We start from the raw sequence: 26,505 nt of genomic DNA, 5'->3' as shown, positions 1-26,505 counted from the left end.
CGCCGATCCGCCGCGCGCGGGCACCGGCGGCCTACGGCCCGCCTCGGGCCGTAGGTCACGAACAGCAACATCCCGGCCGATCGCCGGGATGCGAAGAGGCGCGACAAGCAGGAGTACGGGCTACCAGGACCGAGCCGGGAGCGGGCCGGCCAGTCTGCCGCCGTGGCCCCACGCTACTGCTTCTCGTTCTGCCGCAGGGCTTCCTCGAGCTGGTCTTCCAGGATGATGATCCGACAGGCGGCTTCCAGCGCCGTGCCCTGATCCACCATCTCGCGGGCCCGGGCGGCCAGGCGCAACTGGTAGCGGGAGTAGCGGCGGTGCCCGCCGGCAGAGCGGTGCGGGTTGATCAGTTTCGCCTCGTCCAGGCGGCGCAGGAAGTCCTGCGTGGTGCCGAGCATCTCTGCGGCCTGACCGATGGTGTAGGCCGGAGTGTTCTCGTCGCCGAACATGTCATCGGGGTTTCGCCCCATGTCACCTCCACATCGAGGGCCCCGGCGCATAAGCGCCGGGGCCCAGGGTTAACGGGTCAGAACACCATCTACCGACAGGAAAGTCGGCTTGTCGTATCCGCACCAGCCATCGAAGGCTTCGGGTGCGAGGATCGCATATGCGTGACCGGAGACCACCTCTCGTTCGATGGAAACTGCGGTGTCCGCCGAGCCTGGAATGACGGCTGCTGGCGGGCGATCCAACGGTGTACGGCCCTCCCTTTCCTCTGCTACTTCTCACCCTTGCGGTCGTACGGTCCGCCGGCGCCGGAGCCCACGCGACTTCATGGCCCCGACACATGCGGCGAACATCAGCTGGAGCCCTGAGCAAGCCTTGGCCCCACCTGCGTGCCCCATCGTGCGTCACACGTTGAGGCTGACGTGCTCCTACTGCCGTTCTACGCGGAACGAATTCCGCTTTTCACCGTCCGTCGTGACCTCACGGCCGGGCGGCCCCGTCTGCGTCTTGACGGATCTTCTCTCTCGACTCGAAGAAGATTATTCCACGCCGCCGAGGATGTCTAGTCGTTCCGACCCAGATTTTCTGGTCGACCGCCGTCAGGGTCAGCGGCGAACCCCAGCAGGCACGTGCGGGGCCGCGCCGACAGCTGAGCCCCACCGCACACCTCATCGAAGATCATGACGCCCCGAAAGTGTCGGCGTCGGCCGCTAGCCTGCCGGCGTGACGAAGATCGATGCAGAGAAGGCCACGCTGTGCGAATTCCTCGAATACCAGCGCGCCAGCGTCCGAGCCATCCTGGCTGATCTGGACCCGACCGCGCTGCGGACGTCCGCCCTGCCCTCCGGATGGTCGCCGCTCGGCCTGGTGGAGCACCTCGGTCACGCGGAGCGCCACTGGTTCCAGGAGGTCTTTCGCGGTTCGGTGGAGCCACTGCCCTGGCCGGACGAGAACACACCGCTGCGCACGTCTCGATCGCCGGACCAGGTCTTCGACTTCTATCGCGACCAGTGCCGGATCTCGGACGCGATCATCGCCGCGGCGCCGTTGACGGCGGAACCTGTCGGCCGGCACCCGGAGGAGCCGCTGGCTTCGCAGACCACTGACCTGCGCCGGATTGTTCTGCACGTCATCGAGGAGACCGCCCGACATGCCGGCCACCTGGATGTCGTGCGCGAACTCGCCGACGGGCGGACCGGGCTGGGCCCGCGCTGAGCCGGGCGAGCACCGGCTCAGGTAACGACGCGGACGCCGGGCCAGCGTTCGGCGGGGCGGTGACGGGCCAGTCGTTGCCGGGAGACCTCCGGGCTGACCCTGGTCGGGTTGCGTCGCCACACGCCGTCGAGCAGGTCGTCGAGGCCGTGCGGCGCACACACCGCGATCTGTTCGTACGTGTCGAGGCGTACAGCCACGGCGGTGGCGTACTCGGGCCAGGTGGCGACCGCGTCGGCGACGGTGCGCAGCGGTGTCACCGGGCCACCGCCGAACTTGGCGGGATACCAGGTGTGCACGGCGGCCTGGTTCTTCGCCTCCCACGGCGGATCCGACCATCCCGCCACCAGTCGCCGGGTGGCCCGGTCGTCGTTGTCACGGCTCAGGTCCGCCGGGTCGAGGAAGACCACGTCGACGTCGCGCACGGACGAGGGGTCGAACCCGTGGCCGTACCGCTCGCCCCAGACGAGGTCGCGGATGACGCCCGCGCCGATCCAGGCGTCCGGGAGGCCGCAGTCCCGAACGACGCCCAGCACCCGGATCAGCCAGGGGCTGCGCCGCACCAGGTCCCGCAGTTCGTCCTCCCGCATCGGTTCTCCTGAGATCAGGTGGGGGTCGCCGGGCCGGGTACGAGGTTGAGCACCCGCAGCGCGACGTCGACCGAGGCCTGGAGGTCTTCGCGGCTCGCGCCGGCTGCGGCGTGCACGGCGTGGCCCTCGCTGAGCGCCATCACGAACCGGGCGAGCGCCCGGCTGTCGACGCCTTCCGGGAGGTCGCCTTCCTTCGCCGCGCGGGAGAGCCGTTCCTCCAGCGCGGTCTCGGTGGCGGCCCGGCCGGCGGCCAGCATCTCGGAGATGCGGGTGTTCTCCGGGGAACAGGAGAGCCCTCCTTGGATGGAGAGGCAGCCGGCGGGGTGGTCGTCGGCGGTGAGCGCGTCGGCGCTGGCGCGCAGGAAGCTCTCCACGGCGGCGTACGCGGTGGGTTGTTCTAGTGCGGCGCGGGCGTTGGCCAGGTTGGTCTCGTGGTAGCGGGCGAAGGCACGCCGGAACAGCTCCTCCTTGCTGCCGAAGGTGGCGTACAGGCTCGGCCGGTTGATGCCCATGGCGCTGGTGAGGGAGCTGAGCGACGCGCCTTCGTAACCGTGCCGCCAGAAGACCTCGGCGGCCCGGTCGAGGACCGTCTGCTCGTCGAAGGCTCGCGGCCGTCCCGGTGTCGAAGTGCCCATGCACCTACTCTACCGCTCGGTACAGAAGTGACGCAGCGCACCAACCGATCGGTACAGAACCTTGCTACGGTGACGTCACAACCGATCAGTACAAAAGACCGAGGGAGACGCATGACCGTCACGTTGATCACCGGCGCGAACAAGGGCATCGGTTTCGCGACCGCCGGGCAGCTTCTGGACCTGGGGCACATCGTCTACGTCGGGGCGCGCGACAAGCGCAAGGGCGAGGAGGCGGCAGCGACGCTCGGCGCGCGGTTCCTGCACCTGGACGTGACCGACGACGCCTCGGTGACCGAGGCCCTGTCGACCATCGACGCGGCCCACGGCCGGCTCGACGTCCTGGTCAACAACGCGGGCATCGTCGAGAGCGGCCCCGTCGACGGACCCACAGCGCTGCGGGTGTTCGACACCAACGTGGTCGGGATCATCCGGGTCACCGAGGCGGCACTGCCCCTGCTGCGCAGATCCGCCAACCCCACCGTGGTCACGGTGTCGAGCAGCGCGGGCTCCTTCTGGGCGACGAACAACCCGGACCGGCCGGAGTTCGATCTGGGGTTCCCGCTCTACTCGGCGTCCAAGGCTGCCGCCACCATGATCACCGTCAAGTACGCCCGGTCCCAGCCGGGCATCAAGTTCAACGCGGTCGAGCCGGGCTTCACCGCCACCGACATGACCGCCGCGCTCGGCGGTGGCAGGTCACCGGCCGAGAGCGCCCGGATCGTCGTACGTCTGGCGACGCTGCCCACGGACGGCCCGACCGGGACGCTCCAGGACGAGTTCGGGCACCTGAACTGGTAGCCGCGACCGACAGCCGGGAGGGGAACCCATGACAACCATCGGCATCATCGGCGCGGGCGAGGTCGGCAGCCAGATCGCACGGGCGGCGATCGCGGCCGGGTACTCGGTCGTCATCGCCAACTCGCGCAGGCCCGAGACGTTGGCGGGCCTCGTCACCGAGCTGGGTCCGTCGGCGCGGGCGGCGTACGCCAGGGAGGCCGCGGCGGCGGGCGACTTCGCCGTCGTCGCCGTACCTCTGAAGGTCGTCAACGACATGCCGGCCGAGGAACTCGCGGGCAAGATCGTCCTGGACACGAACAACTACATGGTCTGGCGCGACGGGAACATCCCGGTCCTCGACTCGGGCGAGAAGACGGTCCACGAGCTACGCCAGGAGCAGCTTCCCGCGTCGAAGGTCGCCAAGGCGTTCACCCACATCCAGGCGCCCCGCCTGCTCACCTCCGCCCGGCCCGCGGGCGCCAGTGACCGGCTGGCGCTCTCCGTCTCCAGCAACTTCCCGGAGGCGGTTGCTCTGGTGACGCGGCTGTACGACCAGTTCGGCTTCGACACCGTGGACAACAGCCCACTGAGCGAGTCGTGGCGCACCGGCCCGGGTCAGCCCGCGTGGATCCGGCACGCGCACCAGAACCGTGAGGAGCTGGCCCTCAACCTGAGGAGAGCGCGGCGCCACGCGCCGGCGTGACTCTCGTCGTCAGCGCGCGGTGGACTCCGGGCCCCGCTCGCGGGCGGGCTCCTCCGCGGCGAACGGGCTGCGCAGGCGGGTCATGGAGGCGGCGCTGATGTCCGCGGCCGGACTGCGCTCCTCGTCGGTGACCTCGGCCCCCTCGATGCTGAAGGGGTTCAGGGCGAACGTCTTGTCGGGCACGTCGTGCTCCAAGGGAATCTGCACGGCAGCACTCGACTCAGTCGTCGCGGCTGGGAAACCGTGGGAAGGGCAGGGGGTCGGCGATCAGCCGTCGATACCCCGCATCGACAGCCTAACCCTCGCCGGCCGCCTGGGCGAGCCGCGTCGACCAGGAGCACGGGGACGGGCCCGGCGCGGAGGAGTGTTCCTCCGTGCCGGGCCCGCAGGTGTCGTGCGGGTCAGGCGGCGCAGGTGGCCGTCGCGCCCTGACCGGTGCCGGTGCCCTGGAAGCCGAAGTTGGTCGTCTGCCCGGCGCCGACCTGGCCGTTGTAGCCGACGTTCGTGAACCGGACGGTGCCGCTGGTGCCGCTGGCCTGGGCGTTCCAGGTGCCGGTGATCGCCGCGCCGCCGGGCAGCGCGACGGTCACGGTCCAGCCGTTGATGCTCGCCGAGCCGGCGGTGACGTTCACGCTCGCGGTGAAGCCGCCGTTCCACTGGTTGATCGCGACCGACGCGGAGCAGCCGTTACCGCCCGGCGGCGGCGTGGTCGGGGGCGCCGTGGTCGGCGGCGCGGTCGTCGGCGGCGCGGTGGTGGGCGGAGCAGTGGTCGGCGGGTTGGTCGTCGGCGGCGTGGTGGTGGGCGGGTTGGGCGCGCCGTTGGCCAGGCTGAAGGCCAGGTCCGGCTGGAACGAACCGGCCGTGTAGCGGCAGCCGTCCGCCTCACCCGGCGGCTTCACCCAGAGGTACGCATCGATGTTGGCGTCGCCGGTGTTCGTCGTGGGGTACTGCCCGATGCGCCGGTCGGTGTTGTCGTCGGCGCACCAGTCCCCGGCCGCTCCGCCGTTGCGGCTGGTGTCGATGACCTGCCGCTTGCCGGAGATGCCCATGCCGTTGAGGGCGGAGATGACGGCCCGGCCGAAGTTCGCCTCGCTGGACGTGGGGTTGAAGTTCGACACGTTGGTGAAGAAGCCGTCGGCGTACTGCACGCCGGCCGCGCGGAGCCGGTTGGCCGTGTCGTTCGCGCTGTTCCAGGTGGAGTGGCCGCCGTCGAGGTACACCTTGGCGTTGGGGTTGCCCGACTTGATGGTCTGGGTCGCCGTGGTGAGCGCCTGGTTGCGGGCGTTCAGCTCGCTGGTGCTCAGGCAGGTCTGCAGGGCCAGCGAGTCGGTCTCCAGGATGATCAGGACCGTCTGGTTGCCGAGCCCGCGGGCGAAGTTGGACACCCAGGTCTGGTACTGGTTGAGGTCCGGCGCGCCACCGGCGCTGGCGCCGCCGCAGTCGCGGTTGGTGATCTCGTACACCGACAGCACCGGGATCTGCTGCGCCGAGTTGGCGGCGCCGATGAACGCGGAGACCTCGGACTGGATGGTCGACGGGTTGAAGTTGGCGTACCAGCGGGCCTGCGGCTGGCTGGCGATCTTGTCGCGGATGACGGCGGCGCGGGAGTCGCCCGGGTTGGCGGCGACCCAGCGGACGACCGCCGAGGACGGGTCGCGGTAGAGCGATCCGGACACGGTGCCGGCGGACGCGCCGCCGACGGCGAGGCCGACGCCGGCGGCGGCGAGACCCGCTACGGCCGCCACGCTGATGGCCGCTGACCTGCGGCGGGCGGAGAGGATAGCCACGACGTGTTTCCTCCTGATCACATCGACGTATCTAAGTTCGTGGGAGCGTTCCCACGACGGTAACGGAGGCGGACGTCGATGCCAAGATGTGAACGTCGGTCACTGACCCGTAATCTTGCGACGGTCGACGAAGCGGCGGGGAGGAAGACCAGGCATGACGGCGCTATCAGGCCAGGACCTGCCCAGGCCGGCGGACGAGGATCTGCGGACGCTGTTCGGCAAGTCCATCGCCGTCTTCGCGGCGCTCGCCGGGCCGACGCACGTGGTGGAGGCGGCGAACCCGGCATTCTTCGCCGCCATCGGTGAGGAACGCGCACGTACCGGAGTTCCGCTCGCCGAGTTGATGCCGGAACTGGACGGCCAGGGCTTCATCGCCCTGCTGGACGAGGTCTACCGGACGGGCGAGTCCTACACCGGTCACGACGCCCGGATCATGCTGGGCACCGGCTCGCACGCGCGGGAGGCGTTCTTCGACTTCACCTACGAGGCGCGCCGCGACCCCGCCGGCACGGTGACCGGGATCCGCGTGATCGGGGTGGAGACCACGCAGGTCAAGCACGCGCAACGGCTGATGGCCGAACACCGCGCCATGCTGGAGCAGATCGCCCGGCAGGCGCCCCTGACCGAGGTGCTCGACGGGATGGCCCGCTGCATCGAGAACCTCGCGCCGCAGGAGGTGCTCGTCTCCGTCCTGCTCGCCGACGCCGACGGCCGGCACCTGCGCCACGGCGCCGCGCCCAGCCTGCCCGACTTCTACAACGAGGCCATCGACGGGATCGCCACCGGTGAGGGCGTCGGATCGTGCGGCACCGCTGCGCACCGGCGGGAGCCGGTCGTCGTCACCGACATCGCCACCGACCCGTTCTGGGCCGACTTCCGCGATCTGGCCGAGCGGGCCGGACTCGCCGCCTGCTGGTCCACGCCGATCCTGGCCCGCGACGGCAGCCTGCTCGGCACGTTCGCCATGTACCACCGCACCCCGCGCGTCCCGCGGGACACCGATCTGGCCCTCGCCCGGGTCTTCACCGGCACCGCCGCCCTGGCCATCGAACGTCACCACATCGAACAGGCGAAGTCCGAAGCGGACGCCCGTGCGCGAGCCGCCCACGACGAGCTGGCCCGGGTGGTGCGGGCGGAGCGGGAGCTACGGGCCGAGGCGGAACAGCGCGCCGCCGCGGCGGCGGAACTCACCGCCCGGCTGCGCGCCGCCGCCGCCGCGCAGGCCGCCACTCCCCGCCCCGAGCGGTGTCAGCTCGGCGGCAGCGACGGCTGCGCCGCGCCCGCCGAGATCAAGGTCGCCGACTCGTGGGGCGACTCGGCGTGGGGCTGCCCGGTGCACGTCGAGGAAGCCGTCATCAACGTCCGTTCGGTCTTCATCGCCAACGAGGAGCTCGGCGGCCTGTCCGCCTACCTCGACCGCTGACGCTCTCAGAGCTGCACGACGTGGCCCACCCGGGGCGGCGTACGGCCGGCGAGGACGTCGAGCCAGGCGTCCCGCAGCGCCTCCGGACCGGCGCCGGTCCGCACGTCGAGCCATCCGCTCACCACCTGCGAGAACCGCTGCCAGGCGTCGGCGAACCGGGCGTCGAGGCCGTCGCGGCCCCAGTCCCGGCTGCGCTTGCGCATCTGGACCGGCGCGAAGAAGACCTCCTCGGCGGCGTCGGCGTTCGGCGTCTGCCGGGTCAGGCCGACGGCGATGTCCCGGACGAGCCGGTCGCCGAGGTGGGCCCGCAGGGCGGCCCGGTGCGCGGGCGCGCCGGACAGGTCGAGGTAGACCGTCGGCACGACGTCGAGCGCCGCGATGTCGTCGTACGCGAGGACATCGTCGTAGCAGCCGAGCGACCTGGTGAAGGCGAGGTTGCCGGGTGAGGTGAGCCCGATCAGGCGATGGCCGCGGCCGTGCAGCTCGAACGCGGCGGCGTACGCCGTCTTGCTCGACGCCGACGACAGCACCAGCGATTCCGCGCCGTACCAGTCGTTGTCGACGACCTGGTCGGCGAGCATGAACGAGGTGAAGAACAGCGGCCGGAACAGGATCAGCAGGTCCTCCTGCTCCGCCCGGTACGCGGGGTCGCCGGTGGTCGACCGGTAGGAGTTGTACGGCGAGGGCAGCCCGGCCCGGTGCGGGCTGGCGTCCCGGAAGCCGGTCCCGTCCACCCGCTCCGGGCGTACCACGAGGTGGCCGGCGGGCGGCAGGTAGCCGTAGACCCGCACGCCCGGCTCGACTCCTGACACTGTGGATGCAACCACCTCGGCGAAGCCCCACAGCGGCGGCAGTCCCCACCGCCGGTCGAGCCCGCGCGGCTCGGGCGGGAAGAACTCCCAGTAGCGCATCGCCTCGCCGAGCACCGCGTACGTCACGTTGTTGGCGGTCAGGCCGACCCGGTCCACGCGCAGCAGCACCTCCCCGTCGGCGAGGGCGGGCGCCGCGCCGTCGGCGAGCGTGGTGCGGGCGAGGTCGTCACGGGCCACAGCGAACGTCCACGAGTCAGCCATGGCCTGACGCTAGGCAGCAGCGAAACCGGAAACAAGTGCACTGGGAGTGCAAAATCCCACTCGGCGGGGTGCGCCGGCCCGACCGGCGCTCGGGTCACCGCGTCGGCCGCGCCGGGGCCGGGAGCTGGTGCCGGCGGATCAGCCGCTGCCCGATGAACGTGCGCCAGACCCGGTCGGCGACCGCCGGTTCGACGATCCAGAGCCGACGCTGCGCCTCGGCGAGCGTGAGCGGCGTGCTGAACAGGTCCAGGAACAGACGGCTGCTGCGGTTGAGCGCGAACACCTGGCCGTCGGTGCGGCGGAACAGGTGCCGGTTCGCCGGCAGGTCACCGGGGACACCCTCCTGCTCGTCGGACCGGATCCGCCGGTACGCGTCCCAGACCTGCTCGTCGTCGCGGTCCACGAACGCGCCGTTGGCGAGGAACTCGGTCCGGTCGTCGGTGTCGTGCCGCACCCGGTCGTGGGCGAGCACACCACGTACCGCGGTGCCGTACCGGTCGTGGTAGAAGAACGTGTGCGGGGTGTCGGTGCTGCCCAGCCAGGGACGGTGGAAGTGTCCCGGGTTGAGGTCGGCCTTGGCCCGGGCGACCTCGGCCTGCGCCGCCTCGGTCACCGGCTCGTCGTACCGGAGCATCCGGACGATGTCCGAACCCTCCACCGGCCGTACGTTCGTGATGCCGAACCGGTCCGGCTCCTTGGCGACGATGGCGCCCGGGGTCAGCATGAAGTCGCCGAGCCCGCCGAGGGTCCACAGGTCGGGGTTGTCGCGCAGGAACGCGATGCTGTCCAGCGCCTCCTCGCGGGTCTCGGTGGGAAAGCCGGTGAAGCCCATCATCTGCACGCCGATGTTGGCCTTCGTCATCGCGGTCATGGTGCGCCGTACCTGCTCCGGTCTGGTGCCCTTGTCGATCAGGTCGAGGATGCGCTGGTTGCCGGACTCGAAACCGACCGACACGGCCACGCATCCGCTGCGCCGCAGCAGCTCGCAGCGCTCGTCCGACCAGTACTTCTCCAGCCGGATCTCGGCGCCCCAGCGGAAGTCGAGCCCGCGCTCCACGACCTGCTCGGCGAAGCGCAGGATGGTCGCGGGAGCGAGCACGTCCACGGAGAAGTAGATGAACTTGGCGAACTTCGACAGCTCGGTGACGTCCGTGATCATCTTGCCGACCGTGTCCTGCCGCCACGGGCTCGTCGGGCCGTCGGTGTTCAGGCCGTAGTCGCAGAACGTGCACTTGTTCCAGTAGCAGCCGCGGGTCGGCGAGTAGTAGACGAACCGTTCCGGGCTGAGGTAGAGGTCCCAGGGCAGACCGGAGAAGTCCGGGACCGGCACCTGCGCCAGACGCTCGTAGCGCAGGGGCAGCTGGCGCTGGCGGCCGTACTTGGGGTGCAGGCGGACGTTGGGGTGCCCGGCCGGCAGGGTGCCGGTCGCCACCGCGTCCAGGATCTCCGTGTACGCGCTCTCCCCCTCCCCGACCACGATCGCGTCGAAGTCGGCGAGCACCTGGAAGACGTACTCGGGTCTGCTGGCGCACTTCCAGACGTCGGAGATCTCCGTGCCACCCGCGACGAGGAAGACGTCCGGGCAGGCCCGGCGGACGAGCCGGGCGATCCAGAGCGCGAACGGAAGCTGCCACTGATAGGTGGCGCTGATCCCGATCACCTGGTGGCCACCGGCGGCCAGCCGCGGGATCAGCACGTCCTCGTAGTACGGCTGGAAGGGCTTGTTGAGCCGACCGAGCAGCGCCTCGTCGGTGAGCGCGGCCACCGAGCCGATCGAGATCATCGGCGGTGGCTGCAGCCGGAAGCCGGCGCGGAACTGCCCGGGGAACCCGACCGCGCCGAGCGCGTCCATCCAGGAGATCACGCCTTCGACCGCGTCCTGGTAGTGCCGGTAGTCGTAGAACAGGTTCGGATCCTGCAACACCCCGATCGACCGGCGCAGCCGCTCCGGATCGGGGTCGGGCAGGCCGAGGTGGTTCGCCCGGGCCATCAGCGCGTCCGGGCCGCTGAGGTCGTCGGTCGAGGACCGGGACAGCTCCCGTCGCAGCCACTCGTACGCCGACGGCGTGTACGAGTGGTGGAACGCCTCGATGTTGGCGTCGATGATCTCCGCCGGCCGGTGCCCCTGTGCCCGGGCGTACGAGTCGAGGTAGTTCAGGGAGTGGTACCCCGAGGTGGGGTCGGTCAGCGGGGGGTAGATTAGTGCCGCCTTCACCGTTCCGCTCATCGACGCCTCCTCAGCCGACCCGGGCCGTGCAACCGGCCGGAATGTCCTCCTGCGCGCCCTGCGCCACCGCCGGCAGTCGCGGGGCGCCGAACGCCTTGACGTACGCCACGAGCGGCTCGGCGGCGAACCGGAACGACGCCAGGCCGTCGAAGCCCCGGTCCCACGCCGCCGACTCCAGCCCGTCGGCGTCGCAGCCCCACAACCGCGCGAAGCACTCGTCGACCACCTCGGTGCGGAAGTGGAGCCGGCCGCCCGGGCGGCGGTGTCCCGTCGTACGCGGGACGAGCGTCTCGTTCAGCGACGCCGCGGTCGCCGCGACCTGCCGCGCCGCCGCGAGCAACGCGGGGGTACGCAGCGGCGCCGCGACCATCCACAGCGCCAGGCTGCGGTACGGCGTGGTGCCGAACGCCCGCACCAGCACCCGCAGCACCGCCTCGCGGTCGCCGATGCCCCGTTCCCGGTCGGTGAGCCAGTCCCACCCACCCGGCGCCGTGCCGGTCAGGCCGCGCTCGCGCGCCGCCTGGTGGGCGCGTTCCTCGACCGCCGGGTCGGCGATGTCGACCTCGGCCAGCCCGGCCAGCACCCCACGCCGGTGCCAGGCCGGCGCCTCGGGGTGCAGCAGCATCAGCACCGCCGCGGCGTCCCGGTCGCTGACCCAGTGCCCACCGACCTGCTTCCCGGCGAACCGCGACCGCCAGCTGTCGAGGAAGCGGGTGTGGAGGTTGTCGATCGGCTGGTCGCCGGCGTGCGCCGGGCACAGCTCCGGCGCGTCTGCCGCCGCCATCGACAGCAGCAGCCGCGCATCGGCGCCCTTGGCGTCCCAGGGGTCGTGCCGGCGCCAGGTCAGGAACCGGTCCACCACGGCCGCGGCCCCGGGTGGCGCGGTGCGCTCCAGCGCGCGGTACGACCGCCGTCGGAACGGCAGGTCCCGGGCGACGTCCAGCAACAGCGTGGCCTCGGCCTGGCCGAGCACCCCGGCGGCGACGGCGCGACGCAGCTCGACCCGGATGTTCACGAGCGGCTCGCTCAACGTGCGGTGGCCCTCCTCGGCGGGCCCGTGCACCACCGCCACCTCGTCGTCGCCGGTGACGACACCGTCGCGGTAGAGCTGGAACACCTCGCCCACGCCACGCATGCCGAATGGCCACAGCTCGGCGGCGCGCAGCGCACCCATGCTGGCCGCGCCGGCCACTGTCACCCCGCGGTCGAGCAGGTCGAGGATCTCCCGGTGGCGTACGGGCGGGTGTTGCAGGAAGAACCCGTCGACGACGAGGACCCGGTCGCCGGGGCCGACGTCCAGGCGGAGCAGGTCGCCGTGCGCGACGGGCGGCAGCACCACCGCGTCGGGCAGCAGCCGGCCGACCTCGTCGGCCGGCAGGCTCGGACCGATGAAGACGACGTCAGTCACGGGGCACTCCTGGTCGGGTGCTCAGGGCCCGCTCGTCGAACATCCGCAGGCCGGGGGCGAAAACCTTGCTCACCGGGATGCCGATGTCGTCGTGCGTCAGGTCGACGCTGAACGGCTCGACGCCGGTGATCCGCTGCACCCGCGACGCGAGCTCGCGCAGCACCTGGGTCACGTCCCCGGCGGGCGGGGGGTCGCGGCGGACCGGCCGGACCGGCCGGTCGACGGTGGGTGGCGGCACCGGCGGCGCGCCGACGTCGTGGTACGCGGTGGCGTCGATGTCGTCCCGGGCCCCGGAGACCATGACCAGCCGCGACTGTGCCGCCTCCGACATGGCCCGGCCGACAGCGATCTCCGGATCCACGTGGCAGCCGAAGCCGCCGAAGGTGACCGGCAGGTCGGGGGACCAGATCGAGGCGGCGTAGCAGGGCACGCCGACCGCGTTCGTGATGTCGCAGACCTCCACCCAGCAGCCGGCCCGCACCAGCGCCTCGTGCACGGTGCGGGTCATCGCGTTCGTGGCGGTGCCCGGATCGGTGTAGGTGCGCTCGGCGAGCGGCGAGGTGCAGTACGGGGCGATGCAGTCGCGCTCGACGACCTCCAGCAGGGCGTGCAGGCTGGCCTCGGCGAAGGTGTTGCCGGTGGCCAGCCCGTTGCTGCTGGGGGTGAACAGGGCCCGGTCCCAGCCCCGCCGGACGGTGAAGTCGAGTTCGATCGTGGCGCGCGGCACCAGGCAGGGCGCTCCGGTCACCAGCCCACGGCCGGCCACCCAGTCGAGTTCGACGGCGGGGGTCAGGGGCGACCGCTCCGCCAGGTGCAGCCACCGGACGTCGTACGGCAGGTCGAGCGCCTCGGCCGGGGACCGGACGGCGGTCCCCGGCCGGAGGTTCTCGGCATGCCAGGACTCGATGCTCTCCATCACCGCGCTGACCCGGGACTGCGTCGCCGTGGCGCCGGTGCCGACGCTCACCGCCATGGTGGCTCCGACCGGCCGGTAGGCGACGTGCACCGGTAGGCCGATCTCGTCGAGCCGGGTGATGTCGGCGACCCGGGTGATCCGGAACCGGTCGAGCATGCCGCCGACCCGTGCCCAGGTCTGCTCCACAGTGGCCGTCCGGTAGGTGCCGGATCGGAACGCGATGGTCTCGGTCGTGTCAGTCATCGAGGCTCCCGGCGGGGTGCGGAGGGGAACTCAGACGATGAGGACGGCGATGATGTTGACGTTGTTGTCGGCCGCCGGCGCCACGCCACCGGCGACGGTCTCCAGCTCGGCCTCGGTCAGCTCGTTGAGGTCGACCAGCGGCACCTCGGGCACGTGCAGCACGTGCCGGCCGGGCGTACCGGACCAGTCGGCGACGATCTGCTCCTTGGTGTAGAGCGTGGCGGGCTGGGCGCGGTCGACCTCGACGGTGGCGCCGGGGGCGACCGGCAGGCCGGCCGCCGTCGCGTAGCCGGTCGGGTCGGCGAGGAGCCGCTGCAGTTCCTCGTCGCTGCGCCACACCGCGGTGACCAGTTCCGAGTACTTGGTCACGAATCTCGCGCCGTATTCCTGCTCGTCGTTGCTCATCGTTCGGTCCTTTCCTGGGGCTGCGGGCCGGGCGGTTAATTGCTGTGGCGAGAACGCTAGGAAGATCGAGGTTCGGCAATCAAGGATTTCCGCTGACTGCCATCAGAATCTGCCGTGCCGGCCGGCGGGCGGCAGACATCGGTGTCAGGTGCAGCAGCACGGGCAGCAGCACGCGCAGCTGGAGTCCAGGCCGGCGACGACGCTGTCCAGCTCGTCCTCGGCCAGCTCCGCCTCGGCCACCGGCAGCAGCGAGGGCACGAAGAGCACGAAGGCGCCGCTGGACTCCGCCAGCTCCCACGACTTGACCTGCACCTCGAGGTCCGGATCGGCGTCGGCGACGTCCCGGACCACCCGGACCTGCACCTCTTCGGGCAGGTGAAGGCCATAGCCGGCGAGGAACCCCCGCGGGTCCCGGTCGAGCGCCTGCTCCTTGGCCGGGTCGGCCCAGACGTCGGCGACCAGCCGGCTGTACGCGGCCACGAAGACCGCTCGATCGACATTTGTCACACCCCTGCTCCCTTCGACGGTCAGCCGCCCACGACGACACCGGGGGCGGCGACAGGCAGCGCGGGAGGGTCCGGGCCGCCGGTTCCGATTCATCGTGGGCCACCGGCCGTTCCGGCCCGCCCGACGAGTGGGAATTTCATCGAATGCGGCCGCGACAGGTCCGCGCCGCGGCGAAAGCCGGGTAATGGAAATCAACGGCGTGACGCGGATTGGCGATTCTAATGATTGTCATCAGTGTGAACAAGTAGTAATTCCTCGCCTGTCACCCGCGCGGCGCCCGCACCTACGCTGCGATCGTCGGATCGCCCACCGTGACAGCGGTCCGGCGGCTGCCGTGTTCCGTCACCGAGTGCTGCCGGAGGCCACCGTGACCATCGACGAGGTGACGACGACACCCGGCGGCCCGGCCGGGTACAGCGTGGACGAACTCGCCCGCAAGGTCGGCATGTCGCCGCGCAACATCCGCGCCCACCAGGCCCGGCGGCTGCTGCCCCCACCGGTTCGGCACGGCCGGGCCGCGCTCTACGACGACTCCCACGTCCGCCGGCTGGACGCGATCCTCGCCCTGCAGCGGCAAGGCTTCAACCTGGTCTCCATCGAGGCCATGCTCGGGGTCCGGGCCGGTGACGAGGCGCCGGACGGGCTGACCGCGATGCTGCAGCGCCTGGCCGCCGACCGTCCCGCGCTGGCCCATGCACTGACCCGGCACGGCGTGATCGGACGAGCCGACGACGGCACCGTCCGCACCTCCCGGCCACGTCCGCTGCGCGCCGCCCTGGACCTGCATCGGGTACGGGTGGGCACGGTGCCGGCGTTGCAGACCCTCAGCGAGGTGCTGGACAGCCTCCGGCCGGTCGCCGACGATCTGGTCGCCGCCGTCACCGCCCGGCTGCTGGCCCTCGCGCCGGAGCTGGTGCGCAGCGGCAACCGATCGTCCTGGGCCGACCTCGACCGGGAGACCCTGCTGTTGACCCAGGGCGTGGTCGGCGTGCTCACCGAGGCGTTCCGGCTGGCCGTGGAGAACCAGGCCGAGGCGCACGTCGCGGAACTGCTGGAGAACCACCTCGGCACGGACGTGTGCGTGGAGGACGGCGCGGTCATCGACAACGGCTGACCGGCCCTCAGCCCGTCGCGGGCTGCCCGTCCGGCTGCCGGCTCTCCACCACGGCGTCGGACCGTTCCGGCTGGTCCACGAGTTGCCGTCGCGCCAGCCGGTGGAACAGCCCGTCGGGCTGGTCCATCAACTCGTCGTAGGTGCCCCGCTGGACGATCCGCCCCGCTTCGAGCACCACGATGGTGTCCGCCGCGCGGACCGTGGACAGCCGGTGGGCGATCACCAGCCGGGTCGCGGCCAGGTCCGCGGTGCTCCTGGTGACCACCTCCTGGGTCCGGTTGTCCAGCGCGCTCGTCGCCTCGTCGAGGAAGATGATCCGGGGCCGGGGAGCCAGCGCGCGGGCGATCAGCACCCGCTGACGCTGCCCGACGGAGAGCGTCCCGCCGCCGAACGGCACCATGGTGCTCATCCCCATCGGCAGCGCCTCCAGGTCGTCGGCGAGGCCGGCCATCCGCGCCGCCTCCCAGACCTGGTCCAGCGGGAAGCTGCCGGCGCCGCAGATGTTGTCCCGCACCGAGCCGGCGAAGAGCTGGCCGTCCTGCAGGACCACCCCGCACTGCCGGCGGACCGCGTGCACGTCGAGTTCGGCGAGGTCCTGGCCGTCGTAGAGCACCGCGCCCTGCTGCTGGCGTTCGAAACCGAGCAGCAACCGGAGCAGTGTGGAMTTCCCGCAGCCGCTCGGCCCGACGATGGCGACGAACTCACCCGGGCGCACGTGCAGGTCGATGTCGACGAGCACCGGCGGCTCGTCCGGCTGGTAGGCGAAGGTGACCCGGTGCAGTGCGACCTCACCGCGCAGCTCGCCCGGGTCCACCCGGTCCGGCCGGGCCTCGGGGTCGGCGCGCAGGATGTCCCGCAGGCCGCCCAGGCGGGGCACCGCCGCGATCACTTCGACCCCGGCCGACACCAGCACGAGCAGCGCGCCGAGCAGCATCGCGAAGCTGACGTTGAGGACGAAGAAGTCGGCCGGCGTGACCCGGCCGGCGAGCGGTCCCATCAGCACGGCGAACAGGACCAGTTGACCGGCGACCGGGAGCACCGTGGCGAACGCGACCAGGCCCGCCTGGCTCTGCCGGACCCGTTGCAGCGCCGCCCGGGCCACCGCGGCCACCTCCGACCAGCGGGCGTGCGCCCGGGCCTCGGCGGCCGCCACCTTGATCTTGACGATTCCCCCGAGCAACTGGTTGGTCATCGCCGCCGCCCGGTGCTCGGCCGGAAGCGCGATCCGTTGCCGGCGGACGATCAGGACGGCGAACGCGCCGAAGGCCAGCATGGTGACGGCGACGATCCCCGCCCCCCACAGCCCGAGCACGGGCTCGACCACCAGGAGCAGGCCGAGGGTCACCGCGACGGTCGCGGCCGCGGAGACGAGCTGCGGCAGCAGCGCGCTCAGCGCCTCGCCGACGAACGAGATCCCCAACATCGAGTTGGCGATCTCACCACTGCTGCGACCGGTGAAGAACCGGGCGGGCAGCCGCATGAGCCGGTCCCAGAGCGCCAGGTGCGCGCCGGACTGCAACCGGCCCTCCAACCGCAGCAACCGCAGGTTCTGCACCACGCCGACCAGTCCCGCGACCACAGCGGCGCTGAGCATCAGCGCGAGGAAACCGAACAGGCCGTCCACCTCGCCCTGCCGGGCCAACTGGCCCAGTACCTCGCCGGTGGCCAGCGGCACGCCCAGGCCCAGCAGCGCCACGCAGGCGGCGGCGACGAGCAGCCCGCGCAGGTCGCGGGCCGCACCGACGAGCCCGGCCCGCAGCAGGTGGCGCATCCGGGCGGCCTGCGGCAGCGGCGCCTGCACCTGGGTCGCCTCGGCGGCGAACGTCGCGGCGACCGTCGCGTCGAGGGGCCCGTACGCCCGGGTCTCCGGGTCGACGTGGTGGTAGCGGCCCCGGCGGAACACCAGCGGCACCGCGACGGCCCGGGACGGGTCGTCGCCGGTCCGCCACCCCACGAGCGGCCCCAGGTCCCGCCGCCACCACCGGTCCGGAAGCCGCACCTCGCGCAGGAACAGGCTGGACGCCCGGGACACCGCACGCACCGCCACCCGGTCGTCAAGTGGCGCGCCGCTACGGTCGGCCGGCTCGTTGACCGGGCTGCCCATCCCCTCGGTGACCACCCGGACCACCGAGGCCGCCCGCCCGTACCTGTCGAAGCCGGCCTCGGTGTCCGGAACCGGGAGCGAACCGCCCGCGCCGATCACCCCGAGCGACCGGCGGGCCGCCGCGGCGAGCACCTCGGCGTCGATCTGCCGGCGCCGCTCCACGCCGCTCAGCAGGGCCGCGTCGGCCTCCTCGACGCGGGTCTCCACCATCCGCAGCAGCCGCACCACGTGCTGGTCGACCGCCGACCGGAGCTGACCGCTGACCAGCAGGTCCCAGCTGCCGTGGCTCTCCACCGCGCACGGCGACTCGGCCACCACCCAGTCCCGCTCGGCGACCAGCAACAGCTCCCGCTCCCCCGACATCTCCGCCGGACCGCCGTCGTTGCGGCGCAACTGCCCGCCGGCGCTGCGCAGCCACCAGGCACCGCCGGTGGAGACGAGGGCGCTCCCCTGCGCCAGCGACACGATCTCGCGCCCGCTCAGGGTGGACGCCTCCCGGGGCGCCTGCCCGCGGCGCAGCGCGTCGGCGACGGCCACCAGCACCAGGTCCACCGCCGCGACCAGCTCCGCCGCGGCGCGCCGCGCCCGCGGCGACACCTCCTCGTCCGCCGGGAGGCCGGGCCGTACCTGCCGCTCCAGCAGCGACAGGTGGGGCCGGGACAGCCCGCGCAGGTCCGTGCCGGGCAGCGGCACCAGGATCAGCTGCCACACACCGATCGCGGTGGACGTCGGCACCAGGCCACCCGCCGGCAGCCGGGCCACGTGGTGCCGGCGCGACGGGTTCGTCCCGGCCCGGCGTACCGCGAACAGGTCGGCCTCGCCGCCGGTCACCAGCCAGCCCGCCACCGTGTCGTCGAGCCGGCAGACCTGGCGTACGCCGTCGGCGCAGAAGCCGATCAGATTGCCGGGCGAGGGATTCTCCACCGCGCCGCTCATCAGCGTCTCCTCGGGTCGTCGTGGTCAGTGGTCCCGGACCAGGCGTGCGTACGCGCCGTCGCGGGCGACCAGTTGCTCGTGGGTGCCGCGCTCCACCTCCCGGCCGCCGTCCAGCACGACGATCAGGTCGCAGTCGCGGACCGTGGACAGGCGGTGGGCCACGATCAGGCAGGTCGCCCCCCGCCGCCGCAGGTGCCTGTCGATCTGGCGTTCGGTCTCGGCGTCCAGCGCGCTGGTCGCCTCGTCGAGCACGAGAACCCGGGGATTGCGGACGAGCGCGCGGGCGATCTCGAGCCGCTGCCGCTGCCCGCCGGAGAAGTTGCGGGCGTTCTCCCGTACCGGGCTGGCCAGGCCGCCCGGCCGGGCCGCCACCTCGTCGTAGAGGCAGGCGTCGGTCAGCGCGGTGACGACGTCCTCGTCCGCGACGGTGAGGTCCCACATGGTGACGTTGTCCCGCACCGTGCCCTCGAACAGCCGCTGGTCCTGGTCCACCATGGCCACCGTGGCCGCCCAGAGTCCGTCGTCGGTCCCCGGCCGTTCGAGGCCGTCCACGGTGACCCGCCCGGTCCACGGGCGGTAGAGCCCGGCCACCAGCCGGCCCACTGTCGACTTGCCGCTGCCCGACCGCCCGACGAGCGCCACCCGGGCACCCGGCGGCAGGTCCAGGCTGAAGTTCTCCAGCAGCGGCCGGCCCAGCGGGTTGTAGCCGAAGGTGACGTCCTCGATGCGCAGGTGCCCCTCCATCGGCGCCAACGGCCCGGCGGGCCGGTCCCCGGCCGACGGCAGCGGGTACCGCTCCACGTCCCGCAGCCGGTTGAGGTCGGCGCTCATGTCCTGCAGCCGCGAGCCCAGCGCGGTCAGGTTGCCCAACGGCCGGTTCATCGCGGCGGCCAGGCTCTGCATGCCGACCAGCACGCCGACGCTCATCGCCTCCGCCACCACCTGCCGGCTGCCCAGCCCCAGCAGCACGGCGGTGGTCCCGGAGGCGAGGAACGCGGGCAGGACGGAGAGCACAGCGGTGGGCACCCCCAGCCGCTGCTGGCGGGTGGCGACTGTGGCGTGGCGCGCCGCGAACCGGGCCACGGCGCGTTCCTCCTCGCCGCCGGCCTTCACCGTCTCGATCATCTGGACCGTGGTGTAGACGGTGGTCACCAGCTTGCTGCGGTCCGCCTGGAGCCCGGCGACGGCTGTCGACCGGGTCGAGGCGACGTAACGCAGCACGCTCACGTTCAGCCCGGCGAGGACCGCCGCGCAGAGTCCGAGCAGCAGGTCGTACTGGCAGAGCAGCGCCCCGTACGCCAGCACCAGGCCGGTGTCCACCACCGTGGTGGCCGCGCGGCGGGTGAGCACCTCGGCGACCACCTCGTTGCCCCGGACCCGCTGGCTGAGGTCGGCGGCCTGCCGCTGGTCGAAGAAGGCCGGCGGCAGCCGCAGCAGATGTCGGAAGAACCGGGCCGCGCTGCTCAGGGCGAGCGCCGTCTCCGCGCGTACGGTCAGGCGTTGCTGGAGCAGGCTGGCCAGGAAGGTCAGCACGGTGGCCACCGCCACCGCCGCCACCAGGCCGGCGAACGCGGCCCGGTCCTCCTGGAGCAGCACCCGGTCGACGAAGACCTTCGCCATCACCGGGATGGTCAAGCCGACCACGGCGATCAGCAGGCCGAGCAGCAGCATCTGCGCGATCGCCGAGCCCGGGCCGCGCCACCGTTCGGCCAGCGCCCGCACCAGCCGGTAGCGGGTGCCGCCCGGCCGGAACTCCGGGCCGGGCTCCATGGTGAGCGCGATGCCGGTGAAGGCGCCGTCGAACTCCTCCCAGCTCACCGCGCGGGGGCCGGTGGCCGGATCGTTTATGAAGACCTTGCGGCCGAGCCCCTCCAGCACCACGAAGTGCTCGAACCGCCAGAACAGCACCGCCGGAAGCGCCACCGTGGCCAGGCCGGCCAGGTCCATCTGGAAGCCCTTCGCCACCATCCCGTACCGGCGGGCGCCCCGGAGCACAGTGGCCGCTGTGGAGCCGTCCCGGCTCACCCCGCACACCCGGCGCAGCTCCTCCAGGGGTACGTGCCGGCCGTGGTGGGCGAGCAGGATGCCGAGCGCGGCGGCGCCGCACTCCACCGCCTCCATCTGGATCAGGGTGGGCGTACGGACCCGTCGACGCCGGATGCGGGGAGGCTCCGGCGTTCCGGTGGCGGCGGTCGGGGGCGCGCTCATCGTCCCAGCAACCAGTCGATCGGGTGTTCCTGGTTTACTGTGAACCAGGCGGTGACCTCGCTGGCCGAGTTGAGCTGGAACGGCGGCGGGGACTTGGTCCAGCGCAGGCCACCCGGGGCCGCCGGGTCGGGCTCCAGGGTGACTGTCACCCGGACCACGCTGCCCCGGGCGAGCAGCCGCCGGACGTCCGGCCCGGTGCCCAGGAAGGCGCGCAGCGAGGCCTCGGTCTCCGGGAAGGCGCCGATGGTGGTCACCCGGCCGGCCAGGGTGCCGAACACGTTGCGGGGCGCCGCCGCGGCGGCCACCTCGACGGGTACGCCCGGTTGCAGCAGGGGCGCGGCGACGGCGGGAGCGTAGACGACGGCCTGCAACGCGTCCCCGGCGGTGTCGAGCCGTTCCAGGTCGGCCAGGTGCGTGCCGGGGGTGACGATCTCGCCCTCCGAGACCAGCCAGGCCACGACGTACGCGTCACCCGGCGCGTTCTCCACCCGCACCTTGCCGTCCATGGTGCGCAGGCTGTAGAGGGGCGTGCCCTTCGTGACCCGCTGGTGCGGCGACGCCCACACCTTGGTGACCTGGCCGCTGTCGAGCGCGTCGAGGGCGGAGATCCCGTTGGAGTGGATCAGCACCCCGGCGGCCTCGACGGTCCGGGGCACCACGGTGCGCACCGACCAGACCCCGGCGGCCACCACGACGATGACCAGCGCCACGGTGGCCAGCCAGTTCGGCACCGTGGTCAGCCGGACCGCGCGGTCGAGCTGCTCGGGCGCCTCCAGCTGACGCAGCGCCTGCCGCCGGAACTTCACGGCCGGGCCCCCGTGTCGGCGGGACGGCGGGAGCCGAGCAGGAAGTCGGCCACGCTCGGTTCGACGAGCGGATCGAGCCCGGACAACTCGGCGAAAGCCTGGGAGTCCCCGGCGCCGAGGGCGCACGGCGCCAGCCCCATGGCGGTGGCGACGAGGTACATCTGCTGGGTCAGCACACCCGCGTCCTTGAGAATCATGGCGTAGCTCATCCCTTCGTACTTCCACATCAGCCGCTGGACCCGGGCGGTGACCACCAGGACCGTCTGCGGCGGCCGGGGCATGGCGCCGGCTGCCCGGGCGTACGCCAGCAGCCGGTCGGCGGCCGCGCCCCAGCCGGCGACCGGCTCCAGCCGGTGCCCGACGCCGTCGTAGTGGTAGAGCCCGGGGTCGAGCCCGGCGCAGCGTGCGACAAGCGGATAGATCTCCAGCTCGTAGACACCGCCGCCGCCCGGGTAGGGCCGGTGGCCCACCTCCTGTCCACCGGCCTCGCCGACGACTGTGGTGTGCTGCGACCGGTACAGGAACTCGGCCAGCCGTTCCAGGGGCAGCGGCGCCGTGTCGTCGTGTTCGCGCACGCTGCGCCGGTCCGCGACGACCTGGCTGAACGCGGGATCCGCCTTGGCGATCGTCGCCAGGTCGGGCAGCGGCAGCTCGACCGCCCGGCCCCCGTCGTACGGGCGGCGCAGCGGCTGCGGCGCGAAGCGTTCCCGCATCCGGTAGGTGCCGCCCACCGGCAGCGCGTGCCGGCCGGCCCGGGAGCGGTGGTGCAGCCGCAGCTCCTCCGGCGACCAGTAGGCGAGCGGCGCGTCGTCGTGCTCCGCCTCGTACTCGGCGTCGGTGACCAGGATCCGGGCGGTGGCCAGCTCGTCGAGCACCCGCCCGGCGGCCTCCGGCGGCACGCCGAGCATGCGGGCCACCGTGTCGGGTCCGAGGCCCGGCACGGCGGCGGCCAGCACCGCGCCGACGGCGGCGTCGGCGCAACCGACGGTGAGGGTGCTCAGCGACGACGCGGCCACCAGCATCCCCCGATCGTGCTGGAGGGTGGCGAAGCGGGAGAGCCGGTAGCGGACCCCCGGGGTGTGCGGGCGGCTCTCCGGCAGGCTGCCCCGGCCCAGCCCGGTGGGCACGAGGTCGAGCAGCGCCCGGTCGTCGACCTGGACGCGGCGCTCCAGCCAGGAGTGGGCGAGCAGCCGGCGCAGCAGCAACTGCGCCGGCAGCACCCGGCTCTCCCCCTCCAGACCGCTGATCAGCCGGCCGACCTCGACGTCGCCGACCCAGTCGGCGGCGAGGCGCAGCAGCAGCGCCCGCCGGCCCATGCCGGGTCGCTCCAGGGTGAGCCGGAAACGGGTCTGCCGCAGCAGCAGCGAGCCGTCCTCACCGAGTCGCAGCTCCGCGTCACGGCGCAGCCGGTACGACTCCTGGACCGGAGGACCGCCGCCGGTGCCGTTCACGACGACCGCCGCCGACCGGTCGGGTCCGCCACTGTGGTCATCCCCCACCATCCCTTCCACGTTCACCGGCGGGCCGGGAGCGCCGGCTAGAAGAACACGTTCAGCGGGTTGGCCGACGTCTCGTCGGCGGCCAGCGGGTCCCGGCCGAGGCGGCCCGGCACGTCCCACAGCCGACCGGGGCCGAGCCGGCGCCAGAAGTGCCGCAGGCCCGGCACGACGACCTTCACCACGGCCAGGTCGACGTCCGGGCGGGACTGGTCGACGACGATCACCTCCAGGCCGGCCCGCTCCGCCCGGCGTACGCACCGGCGCACGTCGTCGCCCACGTCGCCGGTGGTCAGCGTCGGGTGGTCGGCGGCGGTGCGCGGCGGCCGGGCCGGATCCGGGGACAGCCACTGCTGATCGGCGACCCGTACCGTGCCGAACCAGCGCGCGGTGTCCGGGTCGTCGCCGCCGTACCGGTTGCGCTCGGAGGTGGGTCCGGGCACGGCGGGCAGGAACTGGTTCACCTCGGTGAGCGCCCGGGTCAGCGCGACCCGCGCGTCCAGGTGCGCGCCGAAGCCGACCAGGACGTCCTCCGTCCCGCCGTCGGCCCGCCGGGACACCGCGGCGAACGTGGGTACGCCGAGGTCGGCGGTCAGATCGAGGGCCCACAGCTCGCGGCTCAGGGCGGTGGCGTGGTGGTCGACGCAGGCGGTGATCCACGGGTCGGCGAACGAGGCGAGGTCCACGCCGGGCATCCGGGAGCGGTGGTACCACCACAGGGCGACGCTGTCCCGCTCCACGAGTTCGCAGAAGCCCTGCAGGATCGCCTCGGACAGGTTGCCGCCGGCCGCGCAGCCGTTCGAGTCGGCCGAGCACACCCCCAGCCCGGTCAGCTCCGGGTGGCCGTACCAGCAGTACGCGGCGGGCAGCTCGCGCGGCGTCTGCCGGGTCAGCGACCAGCCCGTCGTCCAGTCCAGCTCCACGTCGTCCGGCAACGGGCGGGGAACGCGGTGCAGATGGCCGAGGTCGCGGTTGAGCCGGTCCCGGTCGGCGTACTGGCGGTCCGAGAACAGCAGCAGCTCGCGCAGGTGCACCGCGCGGTCCGGACCGAGCTGCCGGTAGGTCGCCCGGTGCACCGGTCGGTCGCCACGCCACACCCCGCAGTAGCGCTCCACCGCCTCCCCGATCGCGCTCATCCGGGCCTGGAGGTCGGTCCGGCCCTTGCCGCCGCTCTGCCCGCGCAGGTTGCGGCGCAGCCCGGCGAGCTCGCGGGGCTGGGCGAAGTTGTGCCCGGCGGAGTAGGTGTGGGTGACGCCGTTGTCGGTCGCCTCCAGCGGGGTCAGCCGGCTCACCACGCCCAGGTACCGGCTGACGTGGTGGGCGAGTGCCGCGTACGTCTCGGCGGGTTCCCGGGTACGGGAGTCTCCGGCCCGGCTGGGCTGGGCGCCGCTCGGTGGCAGGTCGATCCGGGGCTCGGCCTTGCGGACGAGGTCCGGGTCGCCGCACGCGGGGCACTGCGGTTGGCGTACGAGCTGGTGGCTCTCCGTGCTCAGGTCCCGGGTGTCCAGGGCCACCATCCGGCCGGTGAGGCGGGGCGACGTACCCCGCACGGCGAGCACGGCGAGTTCGGCGGCGAGCAGGCCGGCGGCGGTGGTGGCCAGTCCGGGCAGGACCGCCCGTCCGGGCTGCGGCAGCGGACCGGCCAGGTCCTGCCCGCCGAGGAACGCGTTCACCTGCTCGTTCTCCTGCCAGCGTTGCCGCAGGCAGGCCCAGCAGCCGGTACGGCCCGGCACCAGGTGCGGGCCGAGGAAGACGACGTTGCCGTGCGGCCGGGCCAGGGTCCAGGCGCGACCGGCGGCCAGGTGGCGGTCGTTCATCGACGCCAGCCGGGGGTCGAGCATCGACGACGGCAGCACCAGCACCTGGGCGTCGTCCGGGCCGGGGTCCGGTCCGTCCGGCCCGACCACTGTCACGGCGAGTCCGAGGGCGCGCAGCGCGTCGGCGGTCTCGGCCACCCGGGGCGCCCCGAGGTCCACGACGGTGACCGGGCCACCGGCCATCCACCGCCGCCCCGCCTCGGGCGGGACGCCCCGGGCGTCCCAGCCGGCGGCCTCGGCCGGCGAGGTGTGCGCCGGGCCGGACGTGAGCAGGCCGTGGTCACGCAGCCGGGCGAGGGCGGTGGCGACGGCGGCGACCGGGTGCCGGGTGGCCAGCCGGGCCACCACGTCGGCCAGCGGCGCGGCGCCGTCGAGCTGGTCGGCCAGGTCCGCGGCGACCGGATCGTCGACGAGCAGGCTGCGGGTCTCCCCCAGCACCACGAGCGGGCCGTCGGGCAGCCGCACCGGCACGTAGTCCGATCGGAAGCGCGGACGCCACATGGTTCCTCCCGAGCCTGGTGGCCGGGCCGCGGGTACCACCGGCCCCGCCGGCGATCACGGCTGCTGTCATCGTCGCGGTCCGCGGCCTCCGATCCCGAGTGATGCCACCGGTTTCTGCCGTCGGCGGGGTCGGTGCGCGGTCAGCCGGCGGTGACCGTCAACGCGGTGTCGTTGAGTCCCAGCACCGACGTGCCGGTGGTCTGCTCCGGTACGAGCAGCAGGAAGGTCTCCACCCGGTTGACCCGGATGGATTTTCCGCTCACCGCCGTGCGATGACCGGTGGCGATCAGGTCCGGGCTCTGCGGCACCATCCGGACGGTGGCCGGACCGCCGGGCGCCGGGCGCAGCGTGTCGGTGGCGTGGACGGTCAGGAAGGTCAGCGTGCCGGTCGGCGTCGTGACCGCGCAGTCCGACCACTCCGCCCGGTCCAGGGTTCGCCGGACCTCCGCGCCGACGCCGGCGAGTTGCTGCCCGTAGACCTCCCAGCCGCCGGCGAACTGGCCGTCGAGCAGCGGGCTGGACGCGATCAGGGACCGGTTGCCGGTGGTCGACCCGATGCTGCGGGCGAACACCTCGGCGGCGAGCGCCCGGCGGCTGGTCTCGTCCAGGGCGGTGCCGCCCTCGGTGGCCGGCCGGCCGTCGATGCTCCGGGCGGCCACCAGCGCAGGCTGGGTGACCTGGACGTTGTGGCTGAGCTTCCACTGGCCGTCCGTGCCGAGCACGAACTGGCTGACGTCGGTGGGGGCCAGCTCTGAGCCGGCCAGCTTGAGGGTGGCCGTGACGAGGAAGCACGCCGGGTCGCCGGGCGGCACCGCGAACGCCGGGTTGATGTGCTGGAACGACGGTTGCGCCTGCTGGTTGTAGGCGGCCCGGCGGACCGCGGCGACGCTGAGGTCCAGCGAGGGCGGAACCTCCTGGGTCCGCAGCGTCTCGATGTCGCCGGCCACCGAGGCGGCCGAGTCGGCCTGGTCGAAGGCGGTGAGCACCAGCGCGGCCCGGTCTCGGCCGAAGCCGGCCGAGCCCTCGGGCGCGGGGGTGGCCGCGTCCACCGGTTCGCCGCCACAGCCGGTCAGCATCAGCAGCGCCGCAGCGGCGGCGGCGAACGGCATCGCCGGCACCGGCGCGGCGAGGGTACGCGGGCTCCTGACGGATCTTCTGCCCAGCATCTCG

At 72.8% G+C, this 26,505-nt stretch carries 22 protein-coding genes; 5 read left to right on the top strand and 17 right to left on the bottom strand.

Annotated features, from left to right (window positions below; translation table 11 throughout):
- Positions 1-173 precede the first annotated feature (173 nt).
- Complete coding sequence (locus tag A8711_RS08090) at positions 174-470, bottom strand: helix-turn-helix domain-containing protein (RefSeq protein WP_043326983.1); 297 nt, start codon at positions 468-470, stop codon at positions 174-176.
- A 700-nt stretch (positions 471-1,170) separates the two neighbouring features.
- Here A8711_RS08090 and A8711_RS08085 point away from each other — a divergent pair.
- Positions 1,171-1,662: a DinB family protein gene (locus tag A8711_RS08085; protein ID WP_199744079.1), complete on the top strand. Its 492-nt coding sequence runs from the start codon at positions 1,171-1,173 to the stop codon at positions 1,660-1,662.
- 17 nt (positions 1,663-1,679) lie between these two features.
- Here A8711_RS08085 and A8711_RS08080 read toward each other — a convergent pair whose 3' ends face one another.
- Entirely contained in the window at positions 1,680-2,249 is a 570-nt protein-coding gene (locus A8711_RS08080) for a nucleotidyltransferase family protein (RefSeq protein WP_069087864.1), read from the bottom strand.
- 14 nt (positions 2,250-2,263) lie between these two features.
- Positions 2,264-2,884, bottom strand: coding sequence for a TetR/AcrR family transcriptional regulator (locus A8711_RS08075; RefSeq protein ID WP_069087863.1), 621 nt, complete (start codon positions 2,882-2,884; stop codon positions 2,264-2,266).
- Between the two features lie 111 nt (positions 2,885-2,995).
- Between A8711_RS08075 and A8711_RS08070 the strand changes: the two genes are divergently transcribed.
- The gene (locus A8711_RS08070; protein ID WP_069087862.1) at positions 2,996-3,682 is read left to right on the top strand and encodes an SDR family NAD(P)-dependent oxidoreductase; all 687 of its coding nucleotides are present in this window, start codon (positions 2,996-2,998) and stop codon (positions 3,680-3,682) included.
- A 28-nt stretch (positions 3,683-3,710) separates the two neighbouring features.
- Complete coding sequence (locus A8711_RS08065) at positions 3,711-4,364, top strand: NADPH-dependent F420 reductase (RefSeq protein ID WP_069087861.1); 654 nt, start codon at positions 3,711-3,713, stop codon at positions 4,362-4,364.
- 9 nt (positions 4,365-4,373) lie between these two features.
- On the opposite strand, the gene A8711_RS08060 is transcribed toward A8711_RS08065, so the two are convergent.
- Positions 4,374-4,571, bottom strand: coding sequence for a hypothetical protein (locus tag A8711_RS08060; RefSeq protein WP_069087860.1), 198 nt, complete (start codon positions 4,569-4,571; stop codon positions 4,374-4,376).
- 194 nt (positions 4,572-4,765) lie between these two features.
- Positions 4,766-6,151 carry a glycoside hydrolase family 6 protein gene (locus A8711_RS08055; protein ID WP_069087859.1) on the bottom strand — a complete coding sequence of 462 codons (1,386 nt, stop codon included), beginning with the start codon at positions 6,149-6,151 and terminating at the stop codon, positions 4,766-4,768.
- Between the two features lie 154 nt (positions 6,152-6,305).
- Between A8711_RS08055 and A8711_RS08050 the strand changes: the two genes are divergently transcribed.
- Positions 6,306-7,574, top strand: coding sequence for a GAF domain-containing protein (locus A8711_RS08050; protein WP_064448575.1), 1,269 nt, complete (start codon positions 6,306-6,308; stop codon positions 7,572-7,574).
- Between the two features lie 5 nt (positions 7,575-7,579).
- Here the strand turns inward: A8711_RS08050 and A8711_RS08045 are convergent, their stop codons facing one another.
- The 6 genes from A8711_RS08045 to A8711_RS08020 all read right to left on the bottom strand — a co-directional run bounded on the left by A8711_RS08045 (position 7,580) and on the right by A8711_RS08020 (position 14,353).
- Positions 7,580-8,647 carry a DUF2855 family protein gene (locus A8711_RS08045; protein WP_069087858.1) on the bottom strand — a complete coding sequence of 356 codons (1,068 nt, stop codon included), beginning with the start codon at positions 8,645-8,647 and terminating at the stop codon, positions 7,580-7,582.
- A gap of 94 nt (positions 8,648-8,741) precedes the next feature.
- Positions 8,742-10,874: a radical SAM protein gene (locus A8711_RS08040; protein ID WP_083296950.1), complete on the bottom strand. Its 2,133-nt coding sequence runs from the start codon at positions 10,872-10,874 to the stop codon at positions 8,742-8,744.
- Positions 10,875-10,884: 10 nt separating this feature from the next.
- The gene (locus A8711_RS08035; RefSeq protein WP_069087856.1) at positions 10,885-12,282 is read right to left on the bottom strand and encodes a TfuA-like protein; all 1,398 of its coding nucleotides are present in this window, start codon (positions 12,280-12,282) and stop codon (positions 10,885-10,887) included.
- Positions 12,275-13,441 (bottom strand): YcaO-like family protein, encoded by a 1,167-nt coding sequence (locus A8711_RS08030; protein ID WP_043327001.1) that lies wholly within the window; start codon positions 13,439-13,441, stop codon positions 12,275-12,277. The genes A8711_RS08035 and A8711_RS08030 overlap by 8 nt, the downstream gene beginning before the upstream one ends.
- Before the next feature lie 30 nt (positions 13,442-13,471).
- On the bottom strand, positions 13,472-13,846 hold the full coding sequence (locus A8711_RS08025; RefSeq protein WP_043327003.1) for a hypothetical protein: 375 nt from the start codon (positions 13,844-13,846) through the stop codon (positions 13,472-13,474).
- A 144-nt stretch (positions 13,847-13,990) separates the two neighbouring features.
- Positions 13,991-14,353, bottom strand: coding sequence for a hypothetical protein (locus A8711_RS08020; protein WP_124778775.1), 363 nt, complete (start codon positions 14,351-14,353; stop codon positions 13,991-13,993).
- Between the two features lie 334 nt (positions 14,354-14,687).
- On the opposite strand from A8711_RS08020, the gene A8711_RS08015 reads away from it, so the two are divergent.
- Positions 14,688-15,467, top strand: a complete 780-nt coding sequence (locus A8711_RS08015; RefSeq protein ID WP_158629852.1) for a MerR family transcriptional regulator — start codon at positions 14,688-14,690, stop codon at positions 15,465-15,467.
- A gap of 7 nt (positions 15,468-15,474) precedes the next feature.
- On the opposite strand, the gene A8711_RS32595 is transcribed toward A8711_RS08015, so the two are convergent.
- From A8711_RS32595 to A8711_RS07985, 6 genes are all read right to left on the bottom strand, one after another.
- Positions 15,475-18,507: an ATP-binding cassette domain-containing protein gene (locus A8711_RS32595; protein WP_218062392.1), complete on the bottom strand. Its 3,033-nt coding sequence runs from the start codon at positions 18,505-18,507 to the stop codon at positions 15,475-15,477.
- Positions 18,508-18,531: 24 nt separating this feature from the next.
- Positions 18,532-20,715 carry an NHLP family bacteriocin export ABC transporter peptidase/permease/ATPase subunit gene (locus A8711_RS08005; protein WP_064448580.1) on the bottom strand — a complete coding sequence of 728 codons (2,184 nt, stop codon included), beginning with the start codon at positions 20,713-20,715 and terminating at the stop codon, positions 18,532-18,534.
- Positions 20,712-21,521 (bottom strand): HlyD family efflux transporter periplasmic adaptor subunit, encoded by an 810-nt coding sequence (locus tag A8711_RS08000; protein ID WP_069087855.1) that lies wholly within the window; start codon positions 21,519-21,521, stop codon positions 20,712-20,714. The genes A8711_RS08005 and A8711_RS08000 overlap by 4 nt, the downstream gene beginning before the upstream one ends.
- Positions 21,518-23,023: a SagB family peptide dehydrogenase gene (locus tag A8711_RS07995; protein WP_069087854.1), complete on the bottom strand. Its 1,506-nt coding sequence runs from the start codon at positions 23,021-23,023 to the stop codon at positions 21,518-21,520. The genes A8711_RS08000 and A8711_RS07995 overlap by 4 nt, the downstream gene beginning before the upstream one ends.
- A 35-nt stretch (positions 23,024-23,058) precedes the next feature.
- Positions 23,059-25,335, bottom strand: coding sequence for a TOMM precursor leader peptide-binding protein (locus A8711_RS07990; RefSeq protein ID WP_069087853.1), 2,277 nt, complete (start codon positions 25,333-25,335; stop codon positions 23,059-23,061).
- 140 nt (positions 25,336-25,475) lie between these two features.
- Positions 25,476-26,501 (bottom strand): hypothetical protein, encoded by a 1,026-nt coding sequence (locus tag A8711_RS07985; protein ID WP_124778776.1) that lies wholly within the window; start codon positions 26,499-26,501, stop codon positions 25,476-25,478.
- Between the last annotated feature and the right edge of the window lie 4 nt (positions 26,502-26,505).

This window comes from Micromonospora sp. II (assembly GCF_001709195.1).
Taxonomy (GTDB): Bacteria; Actinomycetota; Actinomycetes; order Mycobacteriales; family Micromonosporaceae; genus Micromonospora; species Micromonospora chalcea.
Note: the sequence above shows the minus strand (reverse complement) of the source record. Positions and strands in the feature narration are given on the sequence as shown.

Coding starts and splice junctions, on each gene's coding strand:
- A8711_RS08090 (WP_043326983.1), bottom strand. CDS start 470: ATGGGGCGAAACCCCGATGACATGTTCGGCGACGAGAACACTCCGGCC.
- A8711_RS08080 (WP_069087864.1), bottom strand. CDS start 2,249: ATGCGGGAGGACGAACTGCGGGACCTGGTGCGGCGCAGCCCCTGGCTG.
- A8711_RS08075 (WP_069087863.1), bottom strand. CDS start 2,884: ATGGGCACTTCGACACCGGGACGGCCGCGAGCCTTCGACGAGCAGACG.
- A8711_RS08070 (WP_069087862.1), top strand. CDS start 2,996: ATGACCGTCACGTTGATCACCGGCGCGAACAAGGGCATCGGTTTCGCG.
- A8711_RS08065 (WP_069087861.1), top strand. CDS start 3,711: ATGACAACCATCGGCATCATCGGCGCGGGCGAGGTCGGCAGCCAGATC.
- A8711_RS08050 (WP_064448575.1), top strand. CDS start 6,306: ATGACGGCGCTATCAGGCCAGGACCTGCCCAGGCCGGCGGACGAGGAT.
- A8711_RS08045 (WP_069087858.1), bottom strand. CDS start 8,647: ATGGCTGACTCGTGGACGTTCGCTGTGGCCCGTGACGACCTCGCCCGC.
- A8711_RS08040 (WP_083296950.1), bottom strand. CDS start 10,874: ATGAGCGGAACGGTGAAGGCGGCACTAATCTACCCCCCGCTGACCGAC.
- A8711_RS08030 (WP_043327001.1), bottom strand. CDS start 13,441: ATGACTGACACGACCGAGACCATCGCGTTCCGATCCGGCACCTACCGG.
- A8711_RS08025 (WP_043327003.1), bottom strand. CDS start 13,846: ATGAGCAACGACGAGCAGGAATACGGCGCGAGATTCGTGACCAAGTAC.
- A8711_RS08005 (WP_064448580.1), bottom strand. CDS start 20,715: ATGAGCGCGCCCCCGACCGCCGCCACCGGAACGCCGGAGCCTCCCCGC.
- A8711_RS07995 (WP_069087854.1), bottom strand. CDS start 23,023: ATGGTGGGGGATGACCACAGTGGCGGACCCGACCGGTCGGCGGCGGTC.
- A8711_RS07990 (WP_069087853.1), bottom strand. CDS start 25,335: ATGTGGCGTCCGCGCTTCCGATCGGACTACGTGCCGGTGCGGCTGCCC.
- A8711_RS07985 (WP_124778776.1), bottom strand. CDS start 26,501: ATGCTGGGCAGAAGATCCGTCAGGAGCCCGCGTACCCTCGCCGCGCCG.